We start from the raw sequence: 22,637 nt of genomic DNA, 5'->3' as shown, positions 1-22,637 counted from the left end.
AAAACCATAACGCCGTACGGAAATCTGGAGTGAACGCTCTGGTAACAATTTCGGGAGGCTGGCGCGTATTTTAGAGCACAATTGATTGTCGGCGAATTTACAGTGATCTTCGTCACAGTGCATTCCTCAGAGTTAGCTTGACGAAACTGTGATGATCCAGAGATTCTGGTACTGAAGTAAGTGAGTGACTTACGGCCGCTGGGGGCGGGCGATTACTTTCGGATTCGCACTGGGGATATTTGCGGATTTGAAAATCACTCCGGAATCGCTGGGCGAGGTCTGTCCCGAAGCTGTCAGGGCGTTCCGGTTTTCTTTTCCTAATCGAGCCAATGAGGGGTTGAACCATGCCCGAAACAGGTGTGCAGCGCAGATCCGTTCTCTTCGGCACCGCCGCGGCAGCGGTCGGTGGCGTGGCCGCCGCGTCGAGCGGCGCGGCCTTTGCCGGACCGGCGACGGACACCACCGCCGCGGCGCAGGTCGCGGCGGCCGCCGGTGCCGACGCGGCGGCGGCGAGCGCCGTACCGGGTGGGCCGACGATCCGGCCGGATGACCCGCGGTATCGCGAGCTGTCGACCGGTAACAACCAGCGCTTCGTCTCCCAGCCGGACTACATCCGGTTGATCACGTCCACCGAGGATGCCGAGCGGGCCGTGCGGGATGCGGTTCGGGCCGGCAAGCGGGTCTCGGTCCGCGGTGGCGGTCACTGCTTCTCCGACTTCGTCTGCAATCCCGAGATCGAGGTCGTGCTCGACGTCTCGCAGATGACGCGGGTGTACTACGACCAGGTCCGCAAGGCCTTCGCGGTCGAGGCGGGTGCCCGGTTGATCAACGTGTACGAGTCGCTCTTCAAGGGTTGGAACGTCACGATTCCCGGCGGTATCTGCTACAGCGTCGGTGTCGGCGGGCACATCTCGGGCGGCGGCTATGGCCTGCTGTCGCGGGGGCACGGCTTGACCGTCGATCACCTGTACGCCGTCGAGGTCGTTGTCGTGGGCCACGGTGGCCAGGTCCGCACGGTGGTCGCGACGCGCGAGCCCAACGACCCGAACCGCGATCTCTGGTGGGGCCACACTGGTGCCGGCGGCGGCAACTTCGGTGTTGTCACCAAGTACTGGTTCCGCTCACCCGATGCCAAGGGCAACAATCCGTCCGACCAGCTGATGAACCCGCCGTCGACCGTGCTGATCAGCGCGATCGAGTTCCCGTGGGAGCAGTTGACGCAGGCCAAGTTCACCCGGCTGCTGAAGAACTTCGGCGCCTGGCACGAGCGCAACGCCTCGCCCAAGTCGCCGAACGTGCACCTGAGCAGCCTGTTCAACGTGAGCTCGAAGGCACACGGCAGCCTGGGCATGTTCACTCAGGTTCCGAACGACATTCCGAACGCCCGCGCGATTCTCGACGACTACCTGGCGGCCATCACCGAAGGCGTGGACATCACGCCGCAGGAGGTGACCAAACCGCTGGCGGAGATCGGCGTACTGCCTGGCTTCGCCGAACCGCGCGTGCTGCCGTGGTTGCAGGCGACCCGGCTGGTGGGGACGAACAACCCGACCATCACCAACCCGACTTCGCGTGGCGTGCACAAGTCGGCGTACATGTTGAAGAACTTCACCGAGCAGCAGATCGCGGCCGTCTACAAGCACATGACCCGGCCGGACTTCCAGAACCCGGACACGATGCTGGTGCTGTTCTCCTTCGGCGGCCAGGTGAACGCCGTCCGGCCGAACGCGACCGCCAACGCCCAGCGCGACACGATCTTCAAGATGTGCTTCCAGACCTTCTGGGAGAAGGAGTCCGACGACCAGTTCTACGTCGGCTGGGTGCGCGACATCTTCTCGGAGTTCTTCGCGACGACCGGGGGAGTCCCTGTCCCCGGCACGAACTCCGACGGCTGCTACATCAACTACCCCGACAACGACATGGCCGACAGCCGGCACAACAAGTCCGGCGTGCCGTGGTCAACCCTCTACTTCAAGGACAACTACCCGCGGCTGCAGCAGGTCAAGCGGCGGTACGACCCGACCAACTACTTCCGCCACGCGTTGTCCATCCAACCGGCCTGACCCCTTGTGAGGACCCGTCCGATGTCAAACCTCCCGGTGTGCCCTGTCGGCGCTGTAGCCGCTCAGGTCGTCTGCACCCGACAGCAGCAGCCGCAGTGCGGCCTCGGACGCCGTTCCAGGGGTCGCGCTGTACATCAGGATCCGGTGCGCCGAGTCGTCGGGAAGCTGGGCCACCTCGAAGGAGAGCTCGAGCTGACCGACGACCGGGTGCTGGAAGTGCTTGGTACCGAAGGTGCAGTTGAGCACCGGGTGGCGCGACCAGAGCCCGGCGAACTCGGTGCTCTTCATCGACAGCTCGCCGATCAGCTCGGCCAGGTGCAGGTCGTCCGGATGGCGACCCGCGACGAGTCGCAACGACGCGACCGAGCGCTTGGCCTCCTCGTCCCAGCGGGAGTACAGCTCGCGGGTGTGCTCGTCGAGGAAGAGCATCCTGGTCAGGTTCGGCCGGGTCTCGGCGGAGTACGGGCTGTCGGCGTCGTAGTGGCCGGCCAGCAGCTGATGACCCAACTCGTTCCACGCCAGTACGTCGCTGCGTCGGTCCATCGCCACCGCGGCGATACCGTCCATCGCCTCGATCAGCTGTTTGGTGCCCGGCCGGGCCGCCTCCGGGCGAGGTGCCGGACGGCGCTTGCGGCGGAGCGGCCGCGCGAGGTTGCGCAGGTGCATCGTCTCGTCCTCGCTGAGCTGCAAGGCGCGGGCGATGGCGTCCAGGACGTCGTCCGACGCGTTCTGGCTCTGCCCCTGCTCGAGCCGGGTGTAGTACGCCACACTCACGCCGGCCAGCTGCGCCAGCTCCTCGCGGCGCAGCCCCGGGACCCGGCGAGCGCCATAGGAGGTCAGGCCGACGGCCGTCGGCTGTAGCCGCGCGCGCCGCGTGCGCAGGAAGTCGCCCAACTCAGCAGGTTTGTCCATGCCCGCAAGTATGCCTGCGCGCGGGCGGCCCGAACACGCCCGAGCCTGACCCAGCCAGTACCAGTCAAACGTTCACATTCTCGTCATCCCATTGCCGCGGGCACTGCTCCGCGGCCGGAAGAAGGACGCCATGCGCAAGGTAGCTGTCATCCTCGGCACCCGCCCCGAAGCCATCAAGTGCGCGCCCGTGATCCGGGCGCTGCAGGACGATCCCCGATACAACCCGCTGGTGCTGTCCACCGGCCAGCACCGCCAGATGCTCGACGAGACGCTCGCGGCGTTCGGTATCAGCGCCGATGTCGATCTCGGCGTGATGACCGACAAGCAGACGCTTTCGCAGGTCACGCACCGCGCGTTGAGCGGTCTGGCCGGCCCGTTGACCGACGCCGGTGTGGAAGCCGTGATGGTGCACGGCGACACCGCCACCACGCTGGCCGGCGGCCTGGCCGGGTTCCATCACCAGATCCCGGTCGTGCACATCGAAGCCGGTTTGCGCAGCGGCAACCTGTACTCGCCGTTCCCCGAGGAGGCCAACCGCCGCCTGGTCGCGCAGATCAGCGAGCTGCACCTCGCGCCTACGCCCGGGAACTACGCGAACCTGATTCGCGAGGGCATCAACGAGTCGAAGATCGTCGTGACCGGTAACACCGTGATCGACGCACTGCGCTGGGCCAGTGGGCAGGCGGTCGACTACGGACACCCGTCGCTGGAGGACCTGGACGAGGACCCGCGCCGGGTCATCCTCGCCTCGGCACACCGCCGCGAATCGTGGAGCATGCTGCACGAGATCGGCGCCGCCATCCGCGAGGTCGCGACCGACGAGGCGGTGCGGGTCGTCGTACCGCTGCATCGTAATCCCGTTGTGCGCAAGGCCATGCTGGCCGAGATCGACGGTCTGCCCAACGTCGACATCGTGGACCCGCTGCCGTACGTCTCGTTCTGCCGGTTGATGCTGCGCAGCGACATCATCCTGTCGGACAGCAGTGGCGCCGAGGAGGAAGGCCCCGCGCTGGGCAAGCCGACGTTGGTGTTGCGCGATATCACCGAACGCCCGGAGGCCGTGGCCGCTGGTACGGCGCGTCTGGTCGGGCGTACGCGCGAGAGGGTCGCCGCGGAGGTCAAGGGTCTGCTGCGCGATCCGGAGTTGTACGCACGGATGTCGACGGCGGCCAACCCGTACGGCGATGGCAAGGCGACCGATCGGGTTGTCGGCGCACTCGCGCACTTCTTCGGGGACGGGCCCGCGGTGATGCCGTTCGTACCTGGTAGCCGGATCTTGCCGGCACCCGAGCTCGTGGCGTCGGTGGCGTGATGGGCGGGGACGTACGCCTTTTGGACTGGTCCAACGCGTTCATCGAGGCGTCGTACGTCGATGGGCCGAAGGACTTCGCGATCGAGGGCCGGGCGATTGTGGTGAACCCGCGGTTGACGCCGTTGTACGCGGGTTCGTGGGTCCGGCCTATTCCGGCGTTCTCGTCGACGGTTTTGCAGGACACCGTGGTGGAAAGTGGCGAGTCGGCGTTGGTGTTCAAGGTGCTCGACTCGGACGGTATAGCCGGGATTGTGGACGAGCCGGGGTGGCATCTCTTCGCGGACCTGCTTCCGGGATTTCCGCGCGAGACGCTGCTCTACCGCGGTCCGCTGGAGGACCTCGGCGTTTTCGAGTTCGACCCGGCTGAGGCGCTGGGGGAGCCGGTTCCCGCTGGGGTGAGGCCGTTTCGGGTGTCGGTCAATCTGTGGTTCGCGCCGGCCGGGACGGATTGCGCGATCCACAACGTGCACGAGTTCATCGAGATCCACTCGCAGATCCACGGCTATGGGCGGATGCAGAAGTTCAAGGCGAAGGACCACGACACCTTGTACGAGGACTTGCTGATGAGCCCTGGCCACACCCCGCCGGTGCCGTTCTGCCGTCGTCGCCCGGATGGCGGCTTCACGTATCCGTGGCATCAGTACCGCGCTGACACGGACTGCGTCTGGCTTGCCGTCGAGTACCACGCCGTCTAGATCAGTTCGATTTTTAGGAGAGGGAAATCATGGTGACACCGCCCAAATTCACCGCTGAGATCGTCGCCGAGCAACTCCGGGACGGCTACTGGCTGGAGGCGCCGGACATCGACGGCGATGGCCGCCCGGACCTGTTCGGGTACGGCCTTCGCCTCGGCGAGATCTACTGGTACGCCAACGAGCCCGGCTGGCCCCGCCGCCTCGTGACCGACGGCTACCGGATGCCGGTCGGCGCCGACTACGCGGACATCAGCGGCAACGGTCATCCCGATGTCGTCGTCTGCTACGAGCTGTACGGCCCGATCGGTACCATCCACGACCCGGATGAGGCCGGCGGCAAGATCGACTGGATCGAGAACCCGGGCAACGCCGGCAAGTCCGAAGAACGCTGGAAGAAGCACTACATCGGCCGCGCCACCGGGATGCACCGCCTGCGCGTCGGGCACTTCACCCAGACCGAACGGCTCGAGGTGATCGGCCTGCCCATCGTCGCGAAGGCCGACGTCCACGCCCTACTGCCGGTCGTGCTCTTCACCCAGCCCGACGACGTGTACGCCGCCGAGGAGTGGGAGAAGACGGTCATCGACGACACGTCGTTCCGGATGATCCACGGCGCGGAGAAGCGCTCGGGTCTGATCCCCGGTTCGGACCTCGAGTCGATCCTGCTCGCTTCGGACGAAGGCGTCACCTGGTTGTGGTTCGACGAGGCCATCGGCGAATGGCAGAAGGAGCTGATCGGGACCGGCGAGCTGACCCAGTTCGAGCAGACCGGCTTCCGCGGTAGTGGTGACCTCAACGCGGGCGCCCTCGGCGGCGATCCTTTCGCGTACGTCGCGGCGCTGGAGCCATTCCACGGTAATACCGTCGGCGTTTACGTGAAGGACGAGGCGGGCGTCTGGCAGCGCACGATCCTGGACGTCTTCGGCGATCCCAACGAGAACGGTGAGGGGCCGGGTCACCAGATCGTGTGCGCGGACTTCGACGGCGACGGGGATGACGAGTTCCTGGTCGCGCTGCGTGGGCCGTGGCCGTGGCAGGGCGTCATCTACTACAAGGCGATCGACGCGCAGAAGGGGATCTGGGCGAAGTGGCGAGTTGCCGACGAGTCGGTGGCCCGGATCGCGACGGCCGACTTCAACGGGGACGGGCGGCTCGACTTCGCCACCATCGCGTACTCGGTGCAGAACTACTACGTCGCCAAGGACGCGAAGGTCATGGTCTATCGCAACGAGACCCCGCAGGCGGTGTCCGATGGCTCCTGAAGTCGTCGCTAAGAGGCCGCCGCTGCATTCGCTGACGGGGTTGCGGTTCATCGCGGCGCTGCTGGTGTTCTGCTTCCACGTCACGTTGTCGAACTCGCCGGTGCCGCCGAACACCGCCGTGAACCCGTTCGCCAACGAGGGCCTCGCGTCGTTCCTGGAGGTGCTCTTCAGCAAGGCCGGCTATCTCGGGGTGTCGTTCTTCTTCGTGCTGAGCGGTTTCGTCATCACGTGGTCGGCGACGCCGGGGGAGGGCGCGTTGCCGTTCTACCGGCGGCGGTTGCTGAAGATCTTCCCGAACCATTTGGTCATGTTCGCGCTGGCGATGGTGCTCTTCGCTGGGGCGATCACGCGGCCGGGCGCGTGGATCCCGAACATCTTTCTGCTGCACTCGATGTTCCCGCAGGGTGATGTGTACGTGAGCGTGAACCCGCCGTCGTGGACGTTGTGCAGCGAATTGCTGTTCTACCTGTCGTTTCCCTTGCTGATCAGGCCGATCCGGCGGATCGCGGCGAACCGGCTGTGGCTGTGGACCGGCGTGATGGTGGTCTGCATGGTGCTCGTCCAGATCGTCACGCAGTACGTCATCTCCGACTCGCCTAAGTCGCCGATCACGCCGATCTCGGTGACCCAGTTCTGGTTCGGCTACATCTTCCCGGTGCCGCGCTTGTTCGAGTTCATCGTTGGGATGTTGGTCGCGCGTGCCGTGATGGCTGGCCGCTTCCCGCGCATCGACATCCGATGGTCGATTCCGGCGATGATTCTCGGGTACGTCGTTGCGCTGAAGGCGCCGTTCGTTTACGGGTTTTCGGTGGCGACGATTCTGCCGATCGTGCTGGTCATCGGGGCGTTCGCGACGGCGGATATCCGGGGCGAGAACACGGGCGTAAACGGCCGAAAGTGGCGCTGGCTAGGCGAAATCTCCTTCGGCTTCTACATCTGCCAAGGCGTAGTCATCTTCTACGGCCGCACGCTCTTCCCGTCCGACCCCTTCTCCACCCCGGTCGCACTCCTCGTAACCCTCGCCCTCTTCCTAGCCACCCTCCTAGCCGGCTGGGCCCTCTACGCCCTAGTAGAACGCCCCACCATGACCCGCTGGTCCCGCCCCCGGAAGCTCGCGCCCACCCCCACGCTGGTCAAAACCCCCTAACCCCTCGCCCCCTTCACCCCTCGAACCCCTTCCCTTCTGCGTTGATTCGTCTGCATCCGCTCGCCCATTCCGCGGCGCGTCGATTGGCCACCGGCGTAGGCGGGCGGATTCGGACGAATCAACGCTAATCGCCTGCTCGGCATCAACGCTGGTTCGGTCTTTCGATGGGCACCCGTCCCCCTGAGTTCTTCCGAATTGTCAGGCCGGTCCGGGCCGCGTCAAGGGCTTCATCGGCTACCGCCGACGCTGACGCGCCCTTGACCCGACCCGAACCGGCCAAGGGCGGCAGCTATCAGGGGGACGGGTGGGGTCTGCCCGGGTGCGGTGGTTGCGGAACGCTACCGCGCCACGATCCGCAGCACGCTCCCGCGCCGACTCTTCGCCAAGTGCTGCCGCCCCTGGCCATTCGTCTGCGCCGCCGCGAGACCTCCGCCCGCGAGTGGTCGCGTCCGGTCACTCGTCTGTGCTGGCGCGAGGTCTCTGCCCGCGAGTGGTCGGGTCTGGTCATTCGTGTGTGCTGCGGGAGGGTCTTTGCCGTGCCTGCGCGTAGGTCTGCGGCGAGTGGTCGCGTTTGGTCGGTCGGCTTGTGGACCTGGCGGTCGGTCGCGGACGTGCACGCCCACACGACGGCCGGTTTCTGCCGAGACGGGCGTTTTCGGGGCGTCGTGTGGTTGTGCAGGTCCGCAGCGGACGGCCAGCCCTACACAAGTGCCGTTTCGCCCTGGTTGAAACGGTTCAGTTGTGGGTTGTGTGGTGCTGGCGGTCCGCCTGTGTTCACCAGCGCAGCCACAACCGCCGATTCGGCCGGGTTGAAGCGCTTCATTCGAGGGTTGTGGCTGCGCTGGTGTCCGGGCCGGACCGGCAGGCAGGCACAAGTGCGGTTTCGCCGGGTTGAACCGCTTCACCCGCGGGTTGTGCCTGCGTGGCGGTCCGCCACTCGCCGAGTCGTGGATTTGCGCGGCCAGCAAAGCCTTTCCGACACCCCAATCCACGACTCGACGCACATCGAAGGCCGCTCGCATCTTCCTGACCGGACTGGACGTTTTCAGGGCCCGAAAACGTCCAGTCCGCTCAGGAAGATGCCCCGCCGACCATCCGTGACAGCACCACCCGACGCGGCAGCGCGCGGGAGACCACACCCGGTCAGACCTCACCCGTCCCCCTGATAGCCCGCTGCCTTTGGCCGGTTCGGGTCGGGTCAAGGGCGCGTCAGCGTCGGCGCTAGCCGATCTAGACCCTTGACGCGGCCCGGGCCGGCCTGACAATTCGGAAGAACTCAGGGGGACGGGTGCCCACCAAAAACCCGGCCCGATAGCTGATTCCGGGCAGGCGTCGGCGTTGATTCGTCCGAATCCGCCCGCCTACGTTGCCGTACATCTGACCCGCCGCGGAGTGGGCGAGCGGATGCAGACGAATCAACGCAACCCGTGGGGCGCGCGCGCCGAAGCGCCGGACAGGGCCGGGGTGCCGGGTGTGGTGGGGCTAGTTGAGGTATTTGTTGACGACGTCGGCGGGGCGGGGTTCGGCGGTGGTGGGGTCTTCGCCGAATTCGCGTTTGGCTCGGCGTTGGCGGAGGAGGTCCCAGCAGCGGTCGAGTTCGGACTCGAGGTGTTTGAGGCGGCTGTGCTCCTCCTCGGCGGTGATCTCGCGGTCGGCGAGTTTGCTGCGGAGGGTGCGCTCCTCGTCGACGAGTTCGTCGATTCTCTGGAAGATGGATCCGTCTTCGGTCATGCGTTCACGGTACGCCCGTCCGGAAGGGGCGAGCGGGCGAGGAGTTCCTTGATGGTCAGGATGGCGAGCGCCTGGGCGGCGAGCAGCGAGATCAGCACCACGAGTTGCAACGCGGCCGCGGCCGTCGGTGACGCACCACCCAGCACCATCCCGACGAAGGCTCCCGGCAGCGTGACCAATCCGACCGTGCGGGTCTGATCGAGGGCGGGCAGCAGCGCGTCGCCGGCGGTCGGACCCGCGACGAGACGGAAGGCCTGCGCGGGCAGCAGCCCGATCGACAGACCCGCCTCGAATTCGCCGTACCGATGGGCATATTCAGACAGCAATCGCCGCCCGGCCAGCGTAGTCGCGTTCATAGCGCCGCCGATGATGATGCCGCCGGTCGGCAGCAGAGTCGCCGGGTTACGCGGTACGACGCCCGGCAGCAGGAGGAGTGTCAACACAAGCGCGGCCGGTACGGCGATGGCGATCGCGCAGTGCAGGAACAACCCCGGCACGGGCACGAGCGAGGACAACCGCCGGGTGCTCGTGATCGTGGCGACGACCAGCATCACCGTGATGAAGGCGAGCGCGCCGAGCATCGACTGCAAGGCGAACCCGACAAGCGCACCCACCACCGCGAGCTGCACCAGCGCACGCAGTGCTGCCGTCAGCAGACCGCGCTCGTGTTCAAGAGACGCCAGCCGTGACGCGACGATGGCTATCACCACGAGCAGGGGAAGTACCACGACCGCCGCGAGGCCGAGCCCGGTGTCATGCCACATCAGGTCATTGAACACCGTCTGCTGTCAGTTAAACCGGCCGAATCGCGGCAACCCAGGCGGCAGGCTGGGAGGTATGGCGACGGCTCTTGGTTTCAGTGGCGAGGTGGCGGACTTCTACCAGCGATACCGGCGCGGGTATCCGGCCGAAATCCTCGATCGGATCGTCGACGAGTTCGCGCTGACCGGCGACGACGTCGTACTCGATCTCGGTTGTGGCACCGGCCAGTTGACCCTGCCGCTGGCGGAGCGAGTCGGCGCGGTGGTCGGGATGGACCCCGAGCCGGACATGCTGCTGCACGCGAAGGCGCGAGCGCCGCGCAACACCAGCTGGATGATCGGCTCCGACCAGGACCTGCCGGCCTTGGGCGCGTTGATCGGACGCCGGGCGCTCGGCGCGGTGACAATCGGCCAGGCGCTGCACTGGATGAACCACGAGGACCTGTTCCGTACCGCGCGGCCGTTGATCCGCGACGGCGGGGGCATCGCCATCGTCACCAACGGCACGCCGCTTTGGCTCCAGGACACCCCATGGTCCGAGGCGTTGCGCGGATACCTCGAACACTGGCTCGATACCGAACTCACGTACGCCTGCGGCACGGATGACGCGACCCAAGAGGTCTATCGCGCCGGCCTGGAGAAGACCCGGTACGTCGTATGCGCGGCGCAGGTCGAGTACGCCGACGAGCTCACGCTCGACCAGATCGTCGGCGGGGTGTGCTCGGCCCTGCCGGTCGAGTTGTTGCCCGCGCGCGCCGACCGGCCGTCGTTCGCGCAGCAGGTCGAACGCGCGATCGGACCGGGCCCGTTCGTCGAAGAGGTGCGCGTCTCAGTCCTGCTCGGCCGCGTCGAGCAACGGTGATCGCCTCAGCGGCGCCCTGCTGGTGGACGCACCTGCGGCTCAGGGACGAACAGCCTCGGATCCTCCGCGAGTTGCTTCATCCGGCCGAGCGGAATGGCGAACTTCTTCTTGGCGTCGGCCAGACCCGTCGCGACAACCTGCTCCTGGACCGTCACCGAGCGATCGCCGTACCGCACGTTGATGACTGAGCGGGCCCAAGTGCCGTTGCCGATGAAAGTCACCTGTACGACGAAGTAGGAGCCGGACGACACCTGGTTGGTGTCGGACGCCTTTGACACCAAACAGATCGGCCTGACCGACTTGCAGGCGGCATGGGCCTTAGCAGCCGTCGAAGCCTTGTCCGGCGGATTGAGGTACGCACTGACCCACAACTCGTGCCAGGGCTGCAGACCGACCTGGTAGATCGCATGCCAGTCGGTGGCGTTGTGAGCCTGCTCCGGCGCCAGGGCATTGTCACGGAGCCAGTCGCTCGGGTAGATGTTCCTGAGCGACAGTGGCGAGTACGGGAGCGATACCCGGACCACAGACGGTATGACGCTCGCAAGTGAGTCTGTGTACTTCGGGTCGTTCCCGATGCCTGGAAGCAGTTCTGGCTGCTCTACGTCGGACGGCGAGCTCACGTCGGGTTTGGCGGGCTGGCTGATGTTCGACGTGGCTGCCGCGTGGATGCCGAGGGCGATGATGGCAACGGTCAACGCGCTGAACGCCGCCGTGGCGGTCTGCCGCACGGCCCGGCGGCGGCGTCCGGACCGCACCACCGTCTCGGGCGTGAGCCGCATCGGGGGTTCGCCTCGCAGATGGGCGTCGAGCGCGTCGCGGAGGATCGGGTCGTCGATCATCGCGTCGGCCTTTCGAGCTGCGTCTCCAGCGCCGACCGTAATGCCTGCAGCGCACGGTTCGGGTGGCTCTTCACGGTGCCTTCGGCGATCCCCAGCAACTCGGCGACTTCCGCCACCGGCAGGTCGTCGACGTACCGCAGGGCCACGATCGCGCGCTGGCGGTCGGTCAGGCCGGAAAGCGCGTCGGCCAGTTCGAGCCAGCCGCCGAACTCCGGCGCGGGGTCGTGCCGGTCAGGCGGTTCGGCCGTCACCAGCTCGCGATGCGCCGTACGCCGTCGCGAGAGGAACAAGTTGGTGAGGATCCGGCGCGCGTACGCATCGACCGTCTCCTGGCGGACGCGGCGCCAATGCACGTAGAGCCGCACGAAGGTGGTCTGGACCAGGTCCTCCGCGATCTGCCAGTCACCGCACATCAGGTAGGCCGTTCGGCGCAGCGCCGGGGCCCGTGCCACGAAGAAGTCGACGTACTCGGACTCCCAGTCCGGTCGGCCCATCCCCACCCCTGACGTGTCGGCGTACACCTTCTCTACTCGCCGGACCGCCGCCAGGTTTACGTGTGCCGCAAGTTTTTACTCGTCCCGGAAATCGGCCTCGTCGTACGAGTATTCGCCTCGATCGGTTCTTTCGGCCTCGCTCGTGCGCAGTTCGACCCGGCGGATCTTGCCGGAGATGGTCTTCGGCAGTTCGGCGAACTCGATCCGCCGGATCCGTTTGTACGCCGCGAGGTGCTCCCGGCAATACGCCAGGATCTCGCCGGCCAGCTCCCGGCTCGGCTCGTACCCGCCCGCGAGGACGACGTACGCCTTCGGCACCGCGAGCCGGACCGGGTCGGGCGAGGGCACCACGGCCGCCTCGGCGACGGCCGGGTGCTCGATCAGCACCGACTCGAGCTCGAACGGCGAGATCCTGTAGTCGCTCGCCTTGAACACGTCATCCGCCCGGCCGACGTACGTGATGTAGCCGTCCTCGTCCCGGCTGGCGACATCACCGGTGTGGTAGAAACCGCCGCGCATCACCTCATCGGTCAGCACGGGCGCGTCGCGGTAACCGCGCATCAGGGCGACCGGTCGCGGCCCGAGCTCGATGCAGATCTCGCCGTCGTCGCCGATCTCGTCCGTGGCCGGGTCGATCAGGGCGATCGCGTAACCGGGCGTCGGCCGGCCCATCGACCCGGGTTTGACCGGCTGGCCGGGGGAGTTGCCGATCTGCGCGGTCGTCTCGGTCTGGCCGAAACCGTCCCGGATGGTGATGTCCCAGGCCGAGCGGACCTGCTCGATCACCTCGGGGTTGAGCGGCTCACCGGCCGAGATGCACTCGCGAATCGCCACGTCGACGGCGGACAGGTCGGCCTGGATCAGCATCCGCCAGACCGTCGGGGGAGCGCAGAACGTGGTCACGCCGTACGTCGCCAGCACGTCGAGCATCTTGGCCGCGTCGAACCGGGTGTAGTTGTAGATGAAGACGGTCGCTCCTGCATTCCATGGCGCGAATACGTTGCTCCAGGAGTGTTTGGCCCAACCGGGTGACGAGACGTTGAGGTGGATGTCTCCGGGCTGCAGGCCGATCCAGTACATCGTCGAGAGGTGTCCGACGGGATAGCTGACGTGGCTGTGCTCCACGAGCTTCGGCTGGCTAGTGGTGCCGGAGGTGAAGTAGAGCAGCATCGGGTCGTCCGCAGCGGTGTCAACATCCGGTACGTCGTCCGCGTACTCCACGGTCTCGTCGTACCTCAGCCAACCCGCGGCAGCGTCTGCCTGGGCGTGGCTCCCGTCGAGCTCTCCGACGGCTACGCGAAGGCACTGGTCGGCGATGCCGGCATAGCGGTCTATGTCCGCCGAGGCGGTTACTACGCAGCGGACCTCGCCGCGGGTGATGCGGTCGGCTAGGTCGGCGTCAGTGAGGAGAGTTGTCGCGGGGATCATTACGGCGCCAAGCCGGATACAGGCCAGCATGATCTCCCACAGCGGTACGACGTTGCCTAGGACGATCAGTACGCGATCACCCTGCTTGAGGCCGTTCGCCGAAAGCCAGCCGGCCACGCGCCTCGACCGCTCGGCCATCTCGGCGTACGTCAGCGTCCGAACCGCGCCGTCCTCTTCAACGATCGTCAGCGCCGCCACCTCGGGCTGTTCCACCGCCAGCGCGTCGAACCAGTCCTTGGCCCAGTTGAACCGCTCGAACTCCGGCCACCGAAACTCCCGATACGCCGTCTCGTACTCCTCCCGATGCGCCACCAAAAAGTCCCGAGCCGCCCTGAAGCTCCGCGTGGTCTCCGACGTACTCAGCTCCGCGCTCATGCCCGCACTATTACCCACCAGCCACCCACGTTCAACAACCCCACCCCTCGCCCCCTCGCCACGGTCGGACGCGAAATACGCCCCTCGTGGAAACCCGTACCCGAACCCCGCCGCGAGCGGCCACGTCTCGACGCGCCCACTCGCGCCGAAACCCCTACGACGGTCGGACGCGAAATGCGCCCCCTGTGGAAACTCGTGCGACGGTCGGACGTGGAATGCGGCCTGTGGACGCCGAGCCCCCGGCACCAAGCCCCAAAGCGCACACATCCAGGCCAATTGTGCAAAACCCTCCCGCGAGGCGCCTCCTTGCGCTTGCACACCTGCCACACAACAAGCCACCTCGCGGAAGAGTTATCCCCAGATCCGCCCCGAGGTCCGCATTCCGCGTCCGACGGTGCCGGGTTGTCGACCGGTTGCGGCCCGCATTCCACGTCCGACCGTGGCAGGGCGGTCTCCCGGTGGTGGCCCGCATACTGCGTCCGACCGTGGCTGGGCTGACGCCGACCATCCACGCGCTGGGCGGGCCGTGCCCGAACTCCGCCGCGAGTGGTCGCGTCTTGACGAGTCCGCTCGTGCCGAAACGCCTGCGACGGTCGGACGTGGAATGCGGCCCCCCTGTGGAAACTCGTGCGACGGTCGGACGCGGAATGCGGCCTGTGGACGCTGAGCCCCCGGCTCCCGGCCTCGAAGCGCACACGTTCGGGTCGATTTGTGTAAAACACTGCCGCGAGGTGCCTCCTTGTGTTTGCACACGCGCGACACAACAAGGCACCTCGCGGGAGAGTTATCCCCAGATTCGCCCGGAGGTCCGCATTTCGCGTCCGACCGGGCCGGGGTGTTCACCGGTGGCGGCCCGCATTCTGCGTCCGACCGTGGCTGGGGGATCCACAGGTGGGCGTCATGGGTTCGCGAGTGGGCGGGTATGACGCGACCACTCGCGGGGCAAAGAGGGTTGGGGTCCGCATTTCGGGTCCGACCGTGACGAGGGGGCGGGGCGAGGAGGGCTGGAGGTGGGGAGGTGGATATTGCGGGGGGATGGGGGTGGGGGTGAGTACGCTGGCGGCGTGACTGGGGTGGAGCGGGTGGACTATCCGGGAGTGCTGGAGGCGGACGTCGTGCTCCGGGACGGCTCGACTGCGCATTTGCGGCCGATTACGGCCGATGACGCGGAGTTGCTGGTGGCGTTTTACGCCCGCGTTTCGGAGCAGTCGAAGTACTACCGGTTCTTCGCGCCGTACCCGGAGTTGTCCAGCCGGGATGTGGCGAGGTTCACGCAGGTGGACTACGAGGGGCGGCTCGCGCTGATCGTCACCGTCGGGAACGAGATGATCGGCGTCGGGCGTTACGAGCGGACCGACCCGCATACGGCCGAGGTGGCGTTCCTGATCGAGGACGCGCATCAGGGCCGGGGCCTCGGGCAACTGTTGCTCGAGCACCTCGCGCAGGCGGCCCGCGAGCAGGGCATCACGAAGTTCACCGCCGAGGTGCTGCCGGACAACCGCAAGATGATCACCGTCTTCACCGAAGCCGGGTACAAGGTCGCGCGCGAGTTCGAGGACGGCGTGATCGTGGTCGAGTTCGATATTGCGCCCACCGATACGTCGTTCGGCGTGATGCAGTCGCGCGAGCAGCGGTCCGAGGCGAAGTCGATCGAGCGCCTGATGACCCCGTCGAGCGTGGCCGTGATCGGCGCCAGTCGCCGTGAGGGCACGATCGGCAACGCCCTGTTGCGCAATCTCCGCGACGGCGGTTTCACCGGCAAGCTGTACGCCGTGAACGCCGCGGGTGGTGAGGTCGAAGGCGTGCAGGCGTATCCGGCCATCCGCGATATCGACGGTTCGATCGACCTCGCCGTGGTCGCCGTACCTGCTGAGTCCGTGGTCGACGTGGTGCTCGATTGCGCGGCCAAAGGCGTGCGCGGGCTGGTCGTCGTCTCAAGCGGGTTCGCCGAGGTCGGGGAGGAGGGCCGTCGCCGCCAGCGCCGCCTGGTCGGGCTGGCCCGGTCCTACGGCATGCGCGTCATCGGCCCCAACTGCCTCGGCCTGATCAACACCGACCCCGCGATCTCCCTCAATGCGACACTCTCGCCGTTGATGCCGGATCGCGGCCGCGTCGCCTTCTTCTGCCAATCGGGCGCACTCGGCGTCGCGATCCTGGCGGATGTGGTCGCGCGCGGTATCGGTCTGTCCAGTTTCGTCTCCGCGGGCAACCGGGCCGATGTCTCAGGCAACGACCTCATGCAGTACTGGTACTCCGACGAGGCCACCGAGGTCGTCCTGCTCTACCTGGAATCCCTCGGCAATCCGCGCAAATTCAGCCGCGTAGCCCGTCGCCTCGCGGGTCGCAAACCTGTCATCGCGCTGCGTTCCGGCCGCGCCACCCAGGGCGTACCGCTCGGGCATACCGTACGGCGCAGCCAGTTGCCCCCGGCAACCTCCGACGCCCTGCTACGTCAAAGCGGCCTGATCGGGGTCGACACGACTGGCGAGATGTTCGACGTGGCCCAGCTGCTCGCGCACCAGCCGTTGCCGCGCGGGCGGAACGTCGCGATCGTCAGCAATTCCGACGCGCTCACCCTGCTCGCGATGGACGCCGCCGCGATGCACGGCCTCGAGATCGTCGGCGACCCGATGACGCTCGGCGCCAACGCGTCCGCGGACGACTTCGGCACGGTTCTCGGCGAGGTCTTCGCCGATGACCGGGTCCACTCGGTGGTGGTGATCTTCGCGCCGCCGATCCACACCACGGGTGAGGAGGTGGCGCGCGTCCTCGCGACGGCCGCCGCCGATTCGGACAAGCCCGTCGTCTCGTCGTTCATGGCCTCGCGGAGTGTGCCCGATCTACTCCGTGTGCCCGACGAACACGGCGGCGCCGCGCGCGGGTCCATCCCGTCGTACTCCTCACCCCAGTACGCCGTGGGCGCCCTCGCGAAGGCGACGGGGTACGGCGAGTGGCGGTTGCGGGCCGACAGCGATATCCCGGACCTGCCTGACATCGACACGGCCGGCGCCGAGGCGTTCGTCGCCGAATACCTGCAACGCAATCCGCAAGGCGCCGACCTCGATCCGGATGAGCGGCAGCACCTGCTCAGCTTCTACGACGTCAGCGTCCTCCCGTCGTACCCGGTGTTGTCCGCGGACGAGGCCGTCGCGCGTGCCGCGGATCTCGGCTGGGAGGTCATCCTCAAGGCGACGGCCGAGCAATGGCGGATGCGGCCCGACCTCGCGGACATCTGGCGGCACATCCACGACGAGGGCGACATGCGCGAGGCGTGGGGCGAGATGACGTCGACCTTCGGCGTGGCGTCGGACCCGGGCCGCGCGCAATTCGTCGTACAGAAGATGGTGCCGCCGGGCGTGCCCGTCGTGATCGACGCGATCGAGGACGTGTCGTACGGGCCGGTCGTGTCGTTCGGCCTGTCGGGTGTCGCGACGGACCTCCTGGGCGACCGCTCGTACCGTATGCCGCCGCTGACCCTGGCCGACGCGGCCGAGATGGTCCGCGAGGTCCGGGCGGCGCCGATGCTGTTCGGCTACCGCGGTACGGATCCGGTCGACATCGCCTCGATCGAGGCCCTGCTGCACCGCGTCGGCCGACTCGCGCTCGACCTCGAGGAAGTCGTCCGGATCGAGCTGCGCTCAGTGCTCGTCGGCCCGGACGGCGCCACCGTGCTCGACACCGCCATCCGCATCGCGCCAAACGAAAAACCCCGCCAAGACACCCCCGTCCGCCGCCTCGGCTAAGCAGCCCGGGTTCAGCTGATGCCGGCCGTACTGCCAGTGGCGGCAAACTCGCGCACTACCGCCAAGAGCCGCGCCAAGAAGCCCGCAAAGTCTGTGGCGACGACACTGGGTTTGTCCCCTCCGCCATAGAACACCCCATCGTCCACTCGCCCGGTCGGAAGGTAGTAAACGGCGCCGTCCGGGACTGCCACACAGAACAAGCCTCCGCCGCCATCAGACCCAAAGGTCACCACCTCCTTGCCGACGCCGTCCTCGACGCGAGCAGGAAGTGTCTCGTCGGCATCCAGGACCGCTTGGACAGGGTGAATGAAGTAGCCGTTATGGACATCCGGAAGGGACACCTCGCCCACGGTCGAGTAGAAGTCAACAAGGGCGTCCGGCAGCCGGCCGTGAAGATCAACGGTCGATCCAGGCTCGCTTACGAAGTTGTTCGCCGGGTCGAACGGATACCCGAAGCGAGGCTCGAACACCCGCTCCAGTTCGAGAAGCGAATCGCGCATGCTCCGCGTCCATTCATCGATCGCCGTCATAGTCATCTCCAGTAACTCGGCACGAATATGTCGTCGATGTCCCGTACCGACTGAGAGTTCTTGTAGACCGAGTGTCCGGACTCGTCACCTTTGCAGGGCAGAGGTGGTCAAACCTTGCGGTACGTCGAGTTGGCGCGGGTGAGGAAGCCCCAGTCGACCAGGAATCGGCGCAGCTGCGCGTGGTCGTCGTACCACGCGTGCAGGATCTCGTTGACCTCCGACTCGGGGTAGTCGCGGTCCGGCTCGAACAGCCTGGCGAGATACCCGATCACGACCTTCTGCTTGGCGGGGAACGTCGGCATCGTGGTGATCCGGCCGTCGCGGATACAGGCCTGCAGCAGCGCGTCGGTCGCCGGGTCGTCGTCGAGGGGCTCGCGCTCCGGGCGATCGGCGCGAGTGGCGTCCTTGAACGCGTCGGCGACCGGCTCGAATCCGCCCGGGCCGGTGGTGACGAGACCGCCGACCTGGAGGCGTCGTACGGCCGTGCGCACGGTGCCGACGGACAAGCCGGCGTCGGTGGCGATCTGCTCGGGCTGGGTGGCGCCGAGCACGATGGCGGCGAAGGTGCGCAGTCTTTCCGGTTCGGCCAGTAGGCCGGCGAGATTCACGGATCGCATGGGTTCACCGTACTTTCCCACCGCAACGGATTTTCCTTGATAGACAAGGCATATGCAGAATGCGATCACCGATGTGCCGGGTGTCCTGATCGGGCAGTACGAGCGCACGGACGAGCCCTATTTGACCGGTACGACCGTGATCTACCTGCCCGGTACGGCGGTTGCCGGGGTGGACGTTCGCGGCGGCGCGCCGGGCACGCGCGAGACGGACCTGCTCGATCCGGTCAACTCGAATCCCGGCGTGAACGCGATCGTCCTGACCGGCGGCAGCGCGTACGGCCTGGACGCCGCCTCGGGCGTGATGGCCTGGCTGGAGGAACGCGGCGAAGGAGTCCGGGTCGGGCCGGATCCGAGCGAGGTGGTGCCGATCGTGCCGGCGGCGGTGCTGTTCGATCTGGGCCGGGGTGGTTCGTTCCGGGCGCGTCCCGATGCCGATTGGGGGCGGCGCGCGATCTCGGCCGCCGCGGCCGGACCGGTTGCCGAGGGCAACGTTGGTGCCGGGGCGGGGGCGCGGGCCGGGCGGTTGAAGGGCGGCGTCGGTACGGCGAGCGTGCGGCTGGCGAACGGATTTACCGTTGGAGCGCTGGTGGTGGTCAACGCCGTCGGGTCGGCGGTGGACGAGACCGGGCGAATGCTGGGGGAGCGGGCCGGGATCGACGGTGAGTTCGCGGGCCTGGCGACGCCGGTGGAAGGTCCGCCGGAGGCACCGCCTGGGCCGTTGCCGGGGATGAACACGGTCATCGCGGTCATCGCGACGGACGCGCCGCTGGACAAGGTGGGGGCGACCCGGCTCGCGATGGTCGGGCATGACGGGTTGGCGCGGTCGGTTGATCCGATCCACACCCTGCTGGACGGCGACACGGTGTTCGGCCTGTCGACAGCGCCACCAGAGGTCGCGAAGTGGTCGGTGTCGAACCTCGCCGACCTGGTATCACTGGAGACGGTTTTCGCCGCGGGCGCGAGGACGCTGGCCCGGGCCGTCGTACGAGGGATGCTGGCCGCTGAGGCCGTCACCACGCCTGCCGTCACGTTGCAGAGTTATCGCTCCGCCTACCCGTCGGCGGTGAGGGATCACCCCGCGGGATGAGCGGGTGTAGTACCTGGGGATGACGCCGGGGTCCGTCCAGGGGTGTCATTCGTCGCGGGAAGTCGCGACCGAGGGCCGATGAGAGCCGAGGCCGATTTCGCGAGGCTTCTGGGTATGAGCTTCCAGAATCCCCAGGCGGTCCAGACCCAGCCCCCATACGTCCCAACGGAGGCCGTGCTCGGCGGCCGAGGCTTGGTGAAGTACTACGGCGAGGTGGTCGGCCTCGCCGGGGTCGACGTCGAGGTCCGGGCCGGCGAAGCGCTCGCCGTGATGGGCCCGAGCGGTAACGGCAAGACGACGCTTTTGCACGTACTCGCGGGCATTCTCACGCCTGACAGCGGTGAGGTCTGGCTCGCCGGGCAGCGGGTCGACAACCTCGGCGACGCCGCGCGGACCAAGCTTCGGCGGCAGCAGCTCGGGTTCGTCTTCCAGGACAACCAACTGCTGGCCGAGCTGCCCGCCGAGGAGAACGTCGCGCTGCCGTTGATGGTCGACGGCGTACCGCGTCGCCAGGCGATCGCCCGCGCCCGTACGGTGCTCGCGCAGGTAGGCCTCGCCGCCGAGTCGAAACGTCGTCCCGGTGAGCTTTCCGGCGGTCAGGCCCAGCGGGTCGCGATCGCCCGTGCGCTGGTCGGCGAGCCGCAGGTGGTCTTCGCCGACGAGCCGACGGGCGCGCTCGACGCGGCGACCGGCGCGCACGTCATCGACCTGCTGATCGGCGCCGCCACACATCGCGGCGCGGCGGTCGTGGTCGTCACGCACGACGACCAGGTCGCGGCCCGCTGCCACCGGACCGTCCGCATCGTCGACGGCCGGGTGAGCCAGCGATGAGAATGTGGGAACTCGCCGTCCGGTTCGTCCGGCGGCCAGGCCAAGGTGGTCGTGCCGCGAACCTGGCCGCCTTCGGCGCGACCGCGGTCGTCAGCCTGCTCATCACGTTCCTGATCGCGGGTTCGCTCGGCCTGCTCGACCGCTCCGACCGGATCGGCTGGCGCGCAACGCGTGCGACCGACGGTGCTCCGGTGGTCGGCAAGATCTACGAGGTCAAGGATGTTGCCGACGGCAAGTCCGTGCTCCGGCTCGACCTGGCGGTCACCGACCAGAGCCGCAACCAGGGGCTGGTCCCGCCGCCGGGCCTGCCGCACACGCCGAAACCTGGTGAGGTCTGGGTCTCCCCGGCCACGGCCAAACTCTGGAAGAGCGAGCTGGGAAAGCAGCTCAGCCAGCGGTACCACGTGCCCAAGCCCACCGGCGTCATCGGTGATGCGGGCCTTTCCTCCCCGGACGAACAGGTGGTCATCCGGGGCGTCGAGGCCAGGCCGGACGACACTGGCATGGAGGTCACCAGCTGGAGCGGCGATGCCATGGACCAACGGATCCAGGTGCTGATCTGGCTCGTTGGTTTCGGTTTGGCCCTGGTGATCTTCCCGGTCCTGAGCCTCGTCGGTCAGGCCGCGGGCGTCGCCGCCAAACGACGCGAACACCGACTGGCCGCACTCCGCCTGGCCGGCGCCACTCGCACGCAGGTCCTCCGCCTCAGCGCGGTGGAACAGGCCATCCTCGCGGTGGCGGGCGCTGCCGCCGGGTTGATCGCCTACACCGCGCTTTCGCCGTTGATCGCGCATATCCCGCTCGGCGGCGGCAGGTGGTTCGTGAGCGATCTGACCGTGTCGCCCTGGCTCGTCGTACTCGTGATGATCCTGGTGCCGGTTTTGTCGGTGCTGAGCGCGATGATCGGTCTGGGCCGGGTGAGCATCACGCCGCTCGGTGTCACGCGTGGTCATACCCGCAAGAAGGTCACGCCGTTCCGGCTGGTGCTGCTCGCGGCCGGGCCGATTCTGCTGCTGATGGTCGGCGGCAACACGGCGGCGTTGTTGCCGATCATCATCGGGATCGCGATGGGCGCGTTCGCCGTACGGATCGGCGGGCCGTTCGTGATCGACCGCTTCGGCCGGATCTTGGCTCGTACGGCGAACAACCCGGCGACGCTGCTCGCCGGGCGACGGCTGGCGGATGACCCGAAGGCGGCGTTCCGGCCGGTGGCGGCGCTCGTACTGGCCGGATTCGTGTCGGGCTTCCTCTCGGTGGTGATGCCGTTCAACCTTCACGGCAATGGCGCGGACAACGCGTTCGAGGTCACCGTGCGGGCGCAGTCGGCCCAGGTGGCGGACCAACTGGTGGAGCAGCGGCTCAAGGACGCCGGGTTGAACGGTAAAGCCGAGGCCGGCCAGTCGTACGGCAAGGAGCAGCAGGTCTACGTCACCTTCCCGAAGGCCGAGCGTGAGCAGACTCGCACGGCGCTGTACGACGTATCGCCGGGGAGTGTGCCGATGACTGACGCGGAGCGCGACCTGTTCGACGCGGGGATGTTGCTCGACCTCAAGATCGGCGTACTGCTCCTGCTCGGCGTGGTCTTCGTCACCGGTGCGGCGTCCACCGCCGCAGGCGCGGTCGGCACGGCGTTGGACCAGGCGGGGCCGGCGAAGGCGTTGCGACGGTCCGGCGTACCGCTGAAGGTGATCGAGCGTTCCGCCCGCCTGGCCGCCGTACTGCCGGTCATCGTGGTCGGATTGCCGACCATCGCGATGGGCGCTTTCTGTGGCCTCCTGGCCAACGCGGGCACGCTGCCGCTCGGCGAAGGCAGTGCTGGCGCGCTGCTGCTGGCCGGTCAGGTAATCGTCGGTCTGGTGCTCGTTTCGGCCGCGGGAGCCGCCGGCGCGCCCGTGCTCCGGAAGGCCAGCGCGAACTGACCGCAAGGGGTAACTGACGGGTGACGGGC

18 protein-coding genes are annotated in these 22,637 nt (G+C 67.4%); 10 read left to right on the top strand and 8 right to left on the bottom strand.

Features of this window, described 5'->3' with window-relative positions; all coding sequences use genetic code 11:
- The first annotated feature begins 344 nt into the window (after positions 1–344).
- Positions 345–2,063, top strand: a complete 1,719-nt coding sequence (locus OG394_RS08175) for an FAD-dependent oxidoreductase (RefSeq protein ID WP_328994410.1) — start codon at positions 345–347, stop codon at positions 2,061–2,063.
- 24 nt (positions 2,064–2,087) lie between these two features.
- Here the strand turns inward: OG394_RS08175 and OG394_RS08170 are convergent, their stop codons facing one another.
- On the bottom strand, positions 2,088–2,975 hold the full coding sequence (locus tag OG394_RS08170; protein WP_328994408.1) for a helix-turn-helix domain-containing protein: 888 nt from the start codon (positions 2,973–2,975) through the stop codon (positions 2,088–2,090).
- A 130-nt stretch (positions 2,976–3,105) separates the two neighbouring features.
- On the opposite strand from OG394_RS08170, the gene wecB reads away from it, so the two are divergent.
- Genes wecB through OG394_RS08150 form a run of 4 tightly spaced genes read left to right on the top strand, consistent with a single transcriptional unit; the run spans position 3,106 to position 7,391 of the window.
- A complete protein-coding gene (wecB, locus tag OG394_RS08165) occupies positions 3,106–4,287 on the top strand; it encodes a non-hydrolyzing UDP-N-acetylglucosamine 2-epimerase (RefSeq protein ID WP_328994406.1) in 1,182 nt (393 codons plus the stop codon).
- Positions 4,287–4,982 carry a hypothetical protein gene (locus tag OG394_RS08160; RefSeq protein WP_328994404.1) on the top strand — a complete coding sequence of 232 codons (696 nt, stop codon included), beginning with the start codon at positions 4,287–4,289 and terminating at the stop codon, positions 4,980–4,982. The genes wecB and OG394_RS08160 overlap by 1 nt, the downstream gene beginning before the upstream one ends.
- A gap of 29 nt (positions 4,983–5,011) precedes the next feature.
- Complete coding sequence (locus tag OG394_RS08155) at positions 5,012–6,244, top strand: FG-GAP repeat domain-containing protein (RefSeq protein WP_328994403.1); 1,233 nt, start codon at positions 5,012–5,014, stop codon at positions 6,242–6,244.
- Positions 6,234–7,391 (top strand): acyltransferase family protein, encoded by a 1,158-nt coding sequence (locus tag OG394_RS08150; RefSeq protein ID WP_328994402.1) that lies wholly within the window; start codon positions 6,234–6,236, stop codon positions 7,389–7,391. Before OG394_RS08155 ends, OG394_RS08150 begins: the two co-directional genes overlap by 11 nt.
- Before the next feature lie 1,482 nt (positions 7,392–8,873).
- Here OG394_RS08150 and OG394_RS08145 read toward each other — a convergent pair.
- A complete protein-coding gene (locus OG394_RS08145) occupies positions 8,874–9,122 on the bottom strand; it encodes a DUF2630 family protein (protein ID WP_328994401.1) in 249 nt (82 codons plus the stop codon).
- Positions 9,119–9,886, bottom strand: coding sequence for an ABC transporter permease (locus tag OG394_RS08140; protein ID WP_328994400.1), 768 nt, complete (start codon positions 9,884–9,886; stop codon positions 9,119–9,121). Before OG394_RS08140 ends, OG394_RS08145 begins: the two co-directional genes overlap by 4 nt.
- Positions 9,887–9,959: 73 nt before the next feature.
- Here OG394_RS08140 and OG394_RS08135 point away from each other — a divergent pair, with 73 nt between their 5' ends.
- A complete protein-coding gene (locus OG394_RS08135) occupies positions 9,960–10,745 on the top strand; it encodes a class I SAM-dependent methyltransferase (RefSeq protein ID WP_328994399.1) in 786 nt (261 codons plus the stop codon).
- Positions 10,746–10,750: 5 nt separating this feature from the next.
- Here OG394_RS08135 and OG394_RS08130 read toward each other — a convergent pair whose 3' ends face one another.
- The 3 genes from OG394_RS08130 to OG394_RS08120 all read right to left on the bottom strand — a co-directional run bounded on the left by OG394_RS08130 (position 10,751) and on the right by OG394_RS08120 (position 13,881).
- Positions 10,751–11,584, bottom strand: a complete 834-nt coding sequence (locus OG394_RS08130; protein WP_328994398.1) for a hypothetical protein — start codon at positions 11,582–11,584, stop codon at positions 10,751–10,753.
- Complete coding sequence (locus OG394_RS08125) at positions 11,581–12,078, bottom strand: SigE family RNA polymerase sigma factor (protein WP_328994396.1); 498 nt, start codon at positions 12,076–12,078, stop codon at positions 11,581–11,583. The genes OG394_RS08130 and OG394_RS08125 overlap by 4 nt, the downstream gene beginning before the upstream one ends.
- Before the next feature lie 75 nt (positions 12,079–12,153).
- A complete protein-coding gene (locus OG394_RS08120) occupies positions 12,154–13,881 on the bottom strand; it encodes an AMP-binding protein (RefSeq protein WP_328994395.1) in 1,728 nt (575 codons plus the stop codon).
- A 1,064-nt stretch (positions 13,882–14,945) separates the two neighbouring features.
- On the opposite strand from OG394_RS08120, the gene OG394_RS08115 reads away from it, so the two are divergent.
- Complete coding sequence (locus tag OG394_RS08115) at positions 14,946–17,624, top strand: bifunctional acetate--CoA ligase family protein/GNAT family N-acetyltransferase (RefSeq protein ID WP_328994393.1); 2,679 nt, start codon at positions 14,946–14,948, stop codon at positions 17,622–17,624.
- An 11-nt stretch (positions 17,625–17,635) separates the two neighbouring features.
- Here OG394_RS08115 and OG394_RS08110 read toward each other — a convergent pair whose 3' ends face one another.
- Together OG394_RS08110 and OG394_RS08105 are read right to left on the bottom strand one after the other, a co-directional pair.
- Positions 17,636–18,154, bottom strand: coding sequence for an SMI1/KNR4 family protein (locus OG394_RS08110; RefSeq protein WP_328994392.1), 519 nt, complete (start codon positions 18,152–18,154; stop codon positions 17,636–17,638).
- Between the two features lie 107 nt (positions 18,155–18,261).
- Positions 18,262–18,771, bottom strand: coding sequence for a DUF2087 domain-containing protein (locus tag OG394_RS08105; RefSeq protein WP_328994391.1), 510 nt, complete (start codon positions 18,769–18,771; stop codon positions 18,262–18,264).
- A gap of 52 nt (positions 18,772–18,823) precedes the next feature.
- On the opposite strand from OG394_RS08105, the gene OG394_RS08100 reads away from it, so the two are divergent.
- From OG394_RS08100 to OG394_RS08090, 3 genes are all read left to right on the top strand, one after another.
- Positions 18,824–19,858, top strand: a complete 1,035-nt coding sequence (locus OG394_RS08100) for a P1 family peptidase (RefSeq protein ID WP_328994390.1) — start codon at positions 18,824–18,826, stop codon at positions 19,856–19,858.
- 114 nt (positions 19,859–19,972) lie between these two features.
- Positions 19,973–20,689, top strand: coding sequence for an ABC transporter ATP-binding protein (locus tag OG394_RS08095; protein ID WP_328994389.1), 717 nt, complete (start codon positions 19,973–19,975; stop codon positions 20,687–20,689).
- On the top strand, positions 20,686–22,608 hold the full coding sequence (locus OG394_RS08090) for an FtsX-like permease family protein (protein ID WP_328994387.1): 1,923 nt from the start codon (positions 20,686–20,688) through the stop codon (positions 22,606–22,608). Before OG394_RS08095 ends, OG394_RS08090 begins: the two co-directional genes overlap by 4 nt.
- Positions 22,609–22,637: the final 29 nt, after the last annotated feature.

The sequence above is a fragment of the Kribbella sp. NBC_01245 genome (assembly GCF_036226525.1).
Taxonomy (GTDB): Bacteria; Actinomycetota; Actinomycetes; order Propionibacteriales; family Kribbellaceae; genus Kribbella.
The sequence above is the reverse complement of the archived record's forward strand: the minus strand, read 5'-3'. Positions and strand labels throughout refer to the sequence as shown.

What these genes read in the sequence shown, in the direction of transcription:
- OG394_RS08175 (WP_328994410.1), top strand. Translation starts at nt 345, where the DNA reads ATGCCCGAAACAGGTGTGCAGCGCAGATCCGTTCTCTTCGGCACCGCC.
- OG394_RS08170 (WP_328994408.1), bottom strand. Translation starts at nt 2,975, where the DNA reads ATGGACAAACCTGCTGAGTTGGGCGACTTCCTGCGCACGCGGCGCGCG.
- wecB (WP_328994406.1), top strand. Translation starts at nt 3,106, where the DNA reads ATGCGCAAGGTAGCTGTCATCCTCGGCACCCGCCCCGAAGCCATCAAG.
- OG394_RS08160 (WP_328994404.1), top strand. Translation starts at nt 4,287, where the DNA reads ATGGGCGGGGACGTACGCCTTTTGGACTGGTCCAACGCGTTCATCGAG.
- OG394_RS08155 (WP_328994403.1), top strand. Translation starts at nt 5,012, where the DNA reads ATGGTGACACCGCCCAAATTCACCGCTGAGATCGTCGCCGAGCAACTC.
- OG394_RS08150 (WP_328994402.1), top strand. Translation starts at nt 6,234, where the DNA reads ATGGCTCCTGAAGTCGTCGCTAAGAGGCCGCCGCTGCATTCGCTGACG.
- OG394_RS08145 (WP_328994401.1), bottom strand. Translation starts at nt 9,122, where the DNA reads ATGACCGAAGACGGATCCATCTTCCAGAGAATCGACGAACTCGTCGAC.
- OG394_RS08140 (WP_328994400.1), bottom strand. Translation starts at nt 9,886, where the DNA reads ATGTGGCATGACACCGGGCTCGGCCTCGCGGCGGTCGTGGTACTTCCC.
- OG394_RS08135 (WP_328994399.1), top strand. Translation starts at nt 9,960, where the DNA reads ATGGCGACGGCTCTTGGTTTCAGTGGCGAGGTGGCGGACTTCTACCAG.
- OG394_RS08130 (WP_328994398.1), bottom strand. Translation starts at nt 11,584, where the DNA reads ATGATCGACGACCCGATCCTCCGCGACGCGCTCGACGCCCATCTGCGA.
- OG394_RS08125 (WP_328994396.1), bottom strand. Translation starts at nt 12,078, where the DNA reads ATGGGCCGACCGGACTGGGAGTCCGAGTACGTCGACTTCTTCGTGGCA.
- OG394_RS08120 (WP_328994395.1), bottom strand. Translation starts at nt 13,881, where the DNA reads ATGAGCGCGGAGCTGAGTACGTCGGAGACCACGCGGAGCTTCAGGGCG.
- OG394_RS08110 (WP_328994392.1), bottom strand. Translation starts at nt 18,154, where the DNA reads ATGACGGCGATCGATGAATGGACGCGGAGCATGCGCGATTCGCTTCTC.
- OG394_RS08105 (WP_328994391.1), bottom strand. Translation starts at nt 18,771, where the DNA reads ATGCGATCCGTGAATCTCGCCGGCCTACTGGCCGAACCGGAAAGACTG.
- OG394_RS08100 (WP_328994390.1), top strand. Translation starts at nt 18,824, where the DNA reads ATGCAGAATGCGATCACCGATGTGCCGGGTGTCCTGATCGGGCAGTAC.
- OG394_RS08095 (WP_328994389.1), top strand. Translation starts at nt 19,973, where the DNA reads ATGAGCTTCCAGAATCCCCAGGCGGTCCAGACCCAGCCCCCATACGTC.
- OG394_RS08090 (WP_328994387.1), top strand. Translation starts at nt 20,686, where the DNA reads ATGAGAATGTGGGAACTCGCCGTCCGGTTCGTCCGGCGGCCAGGCCAA.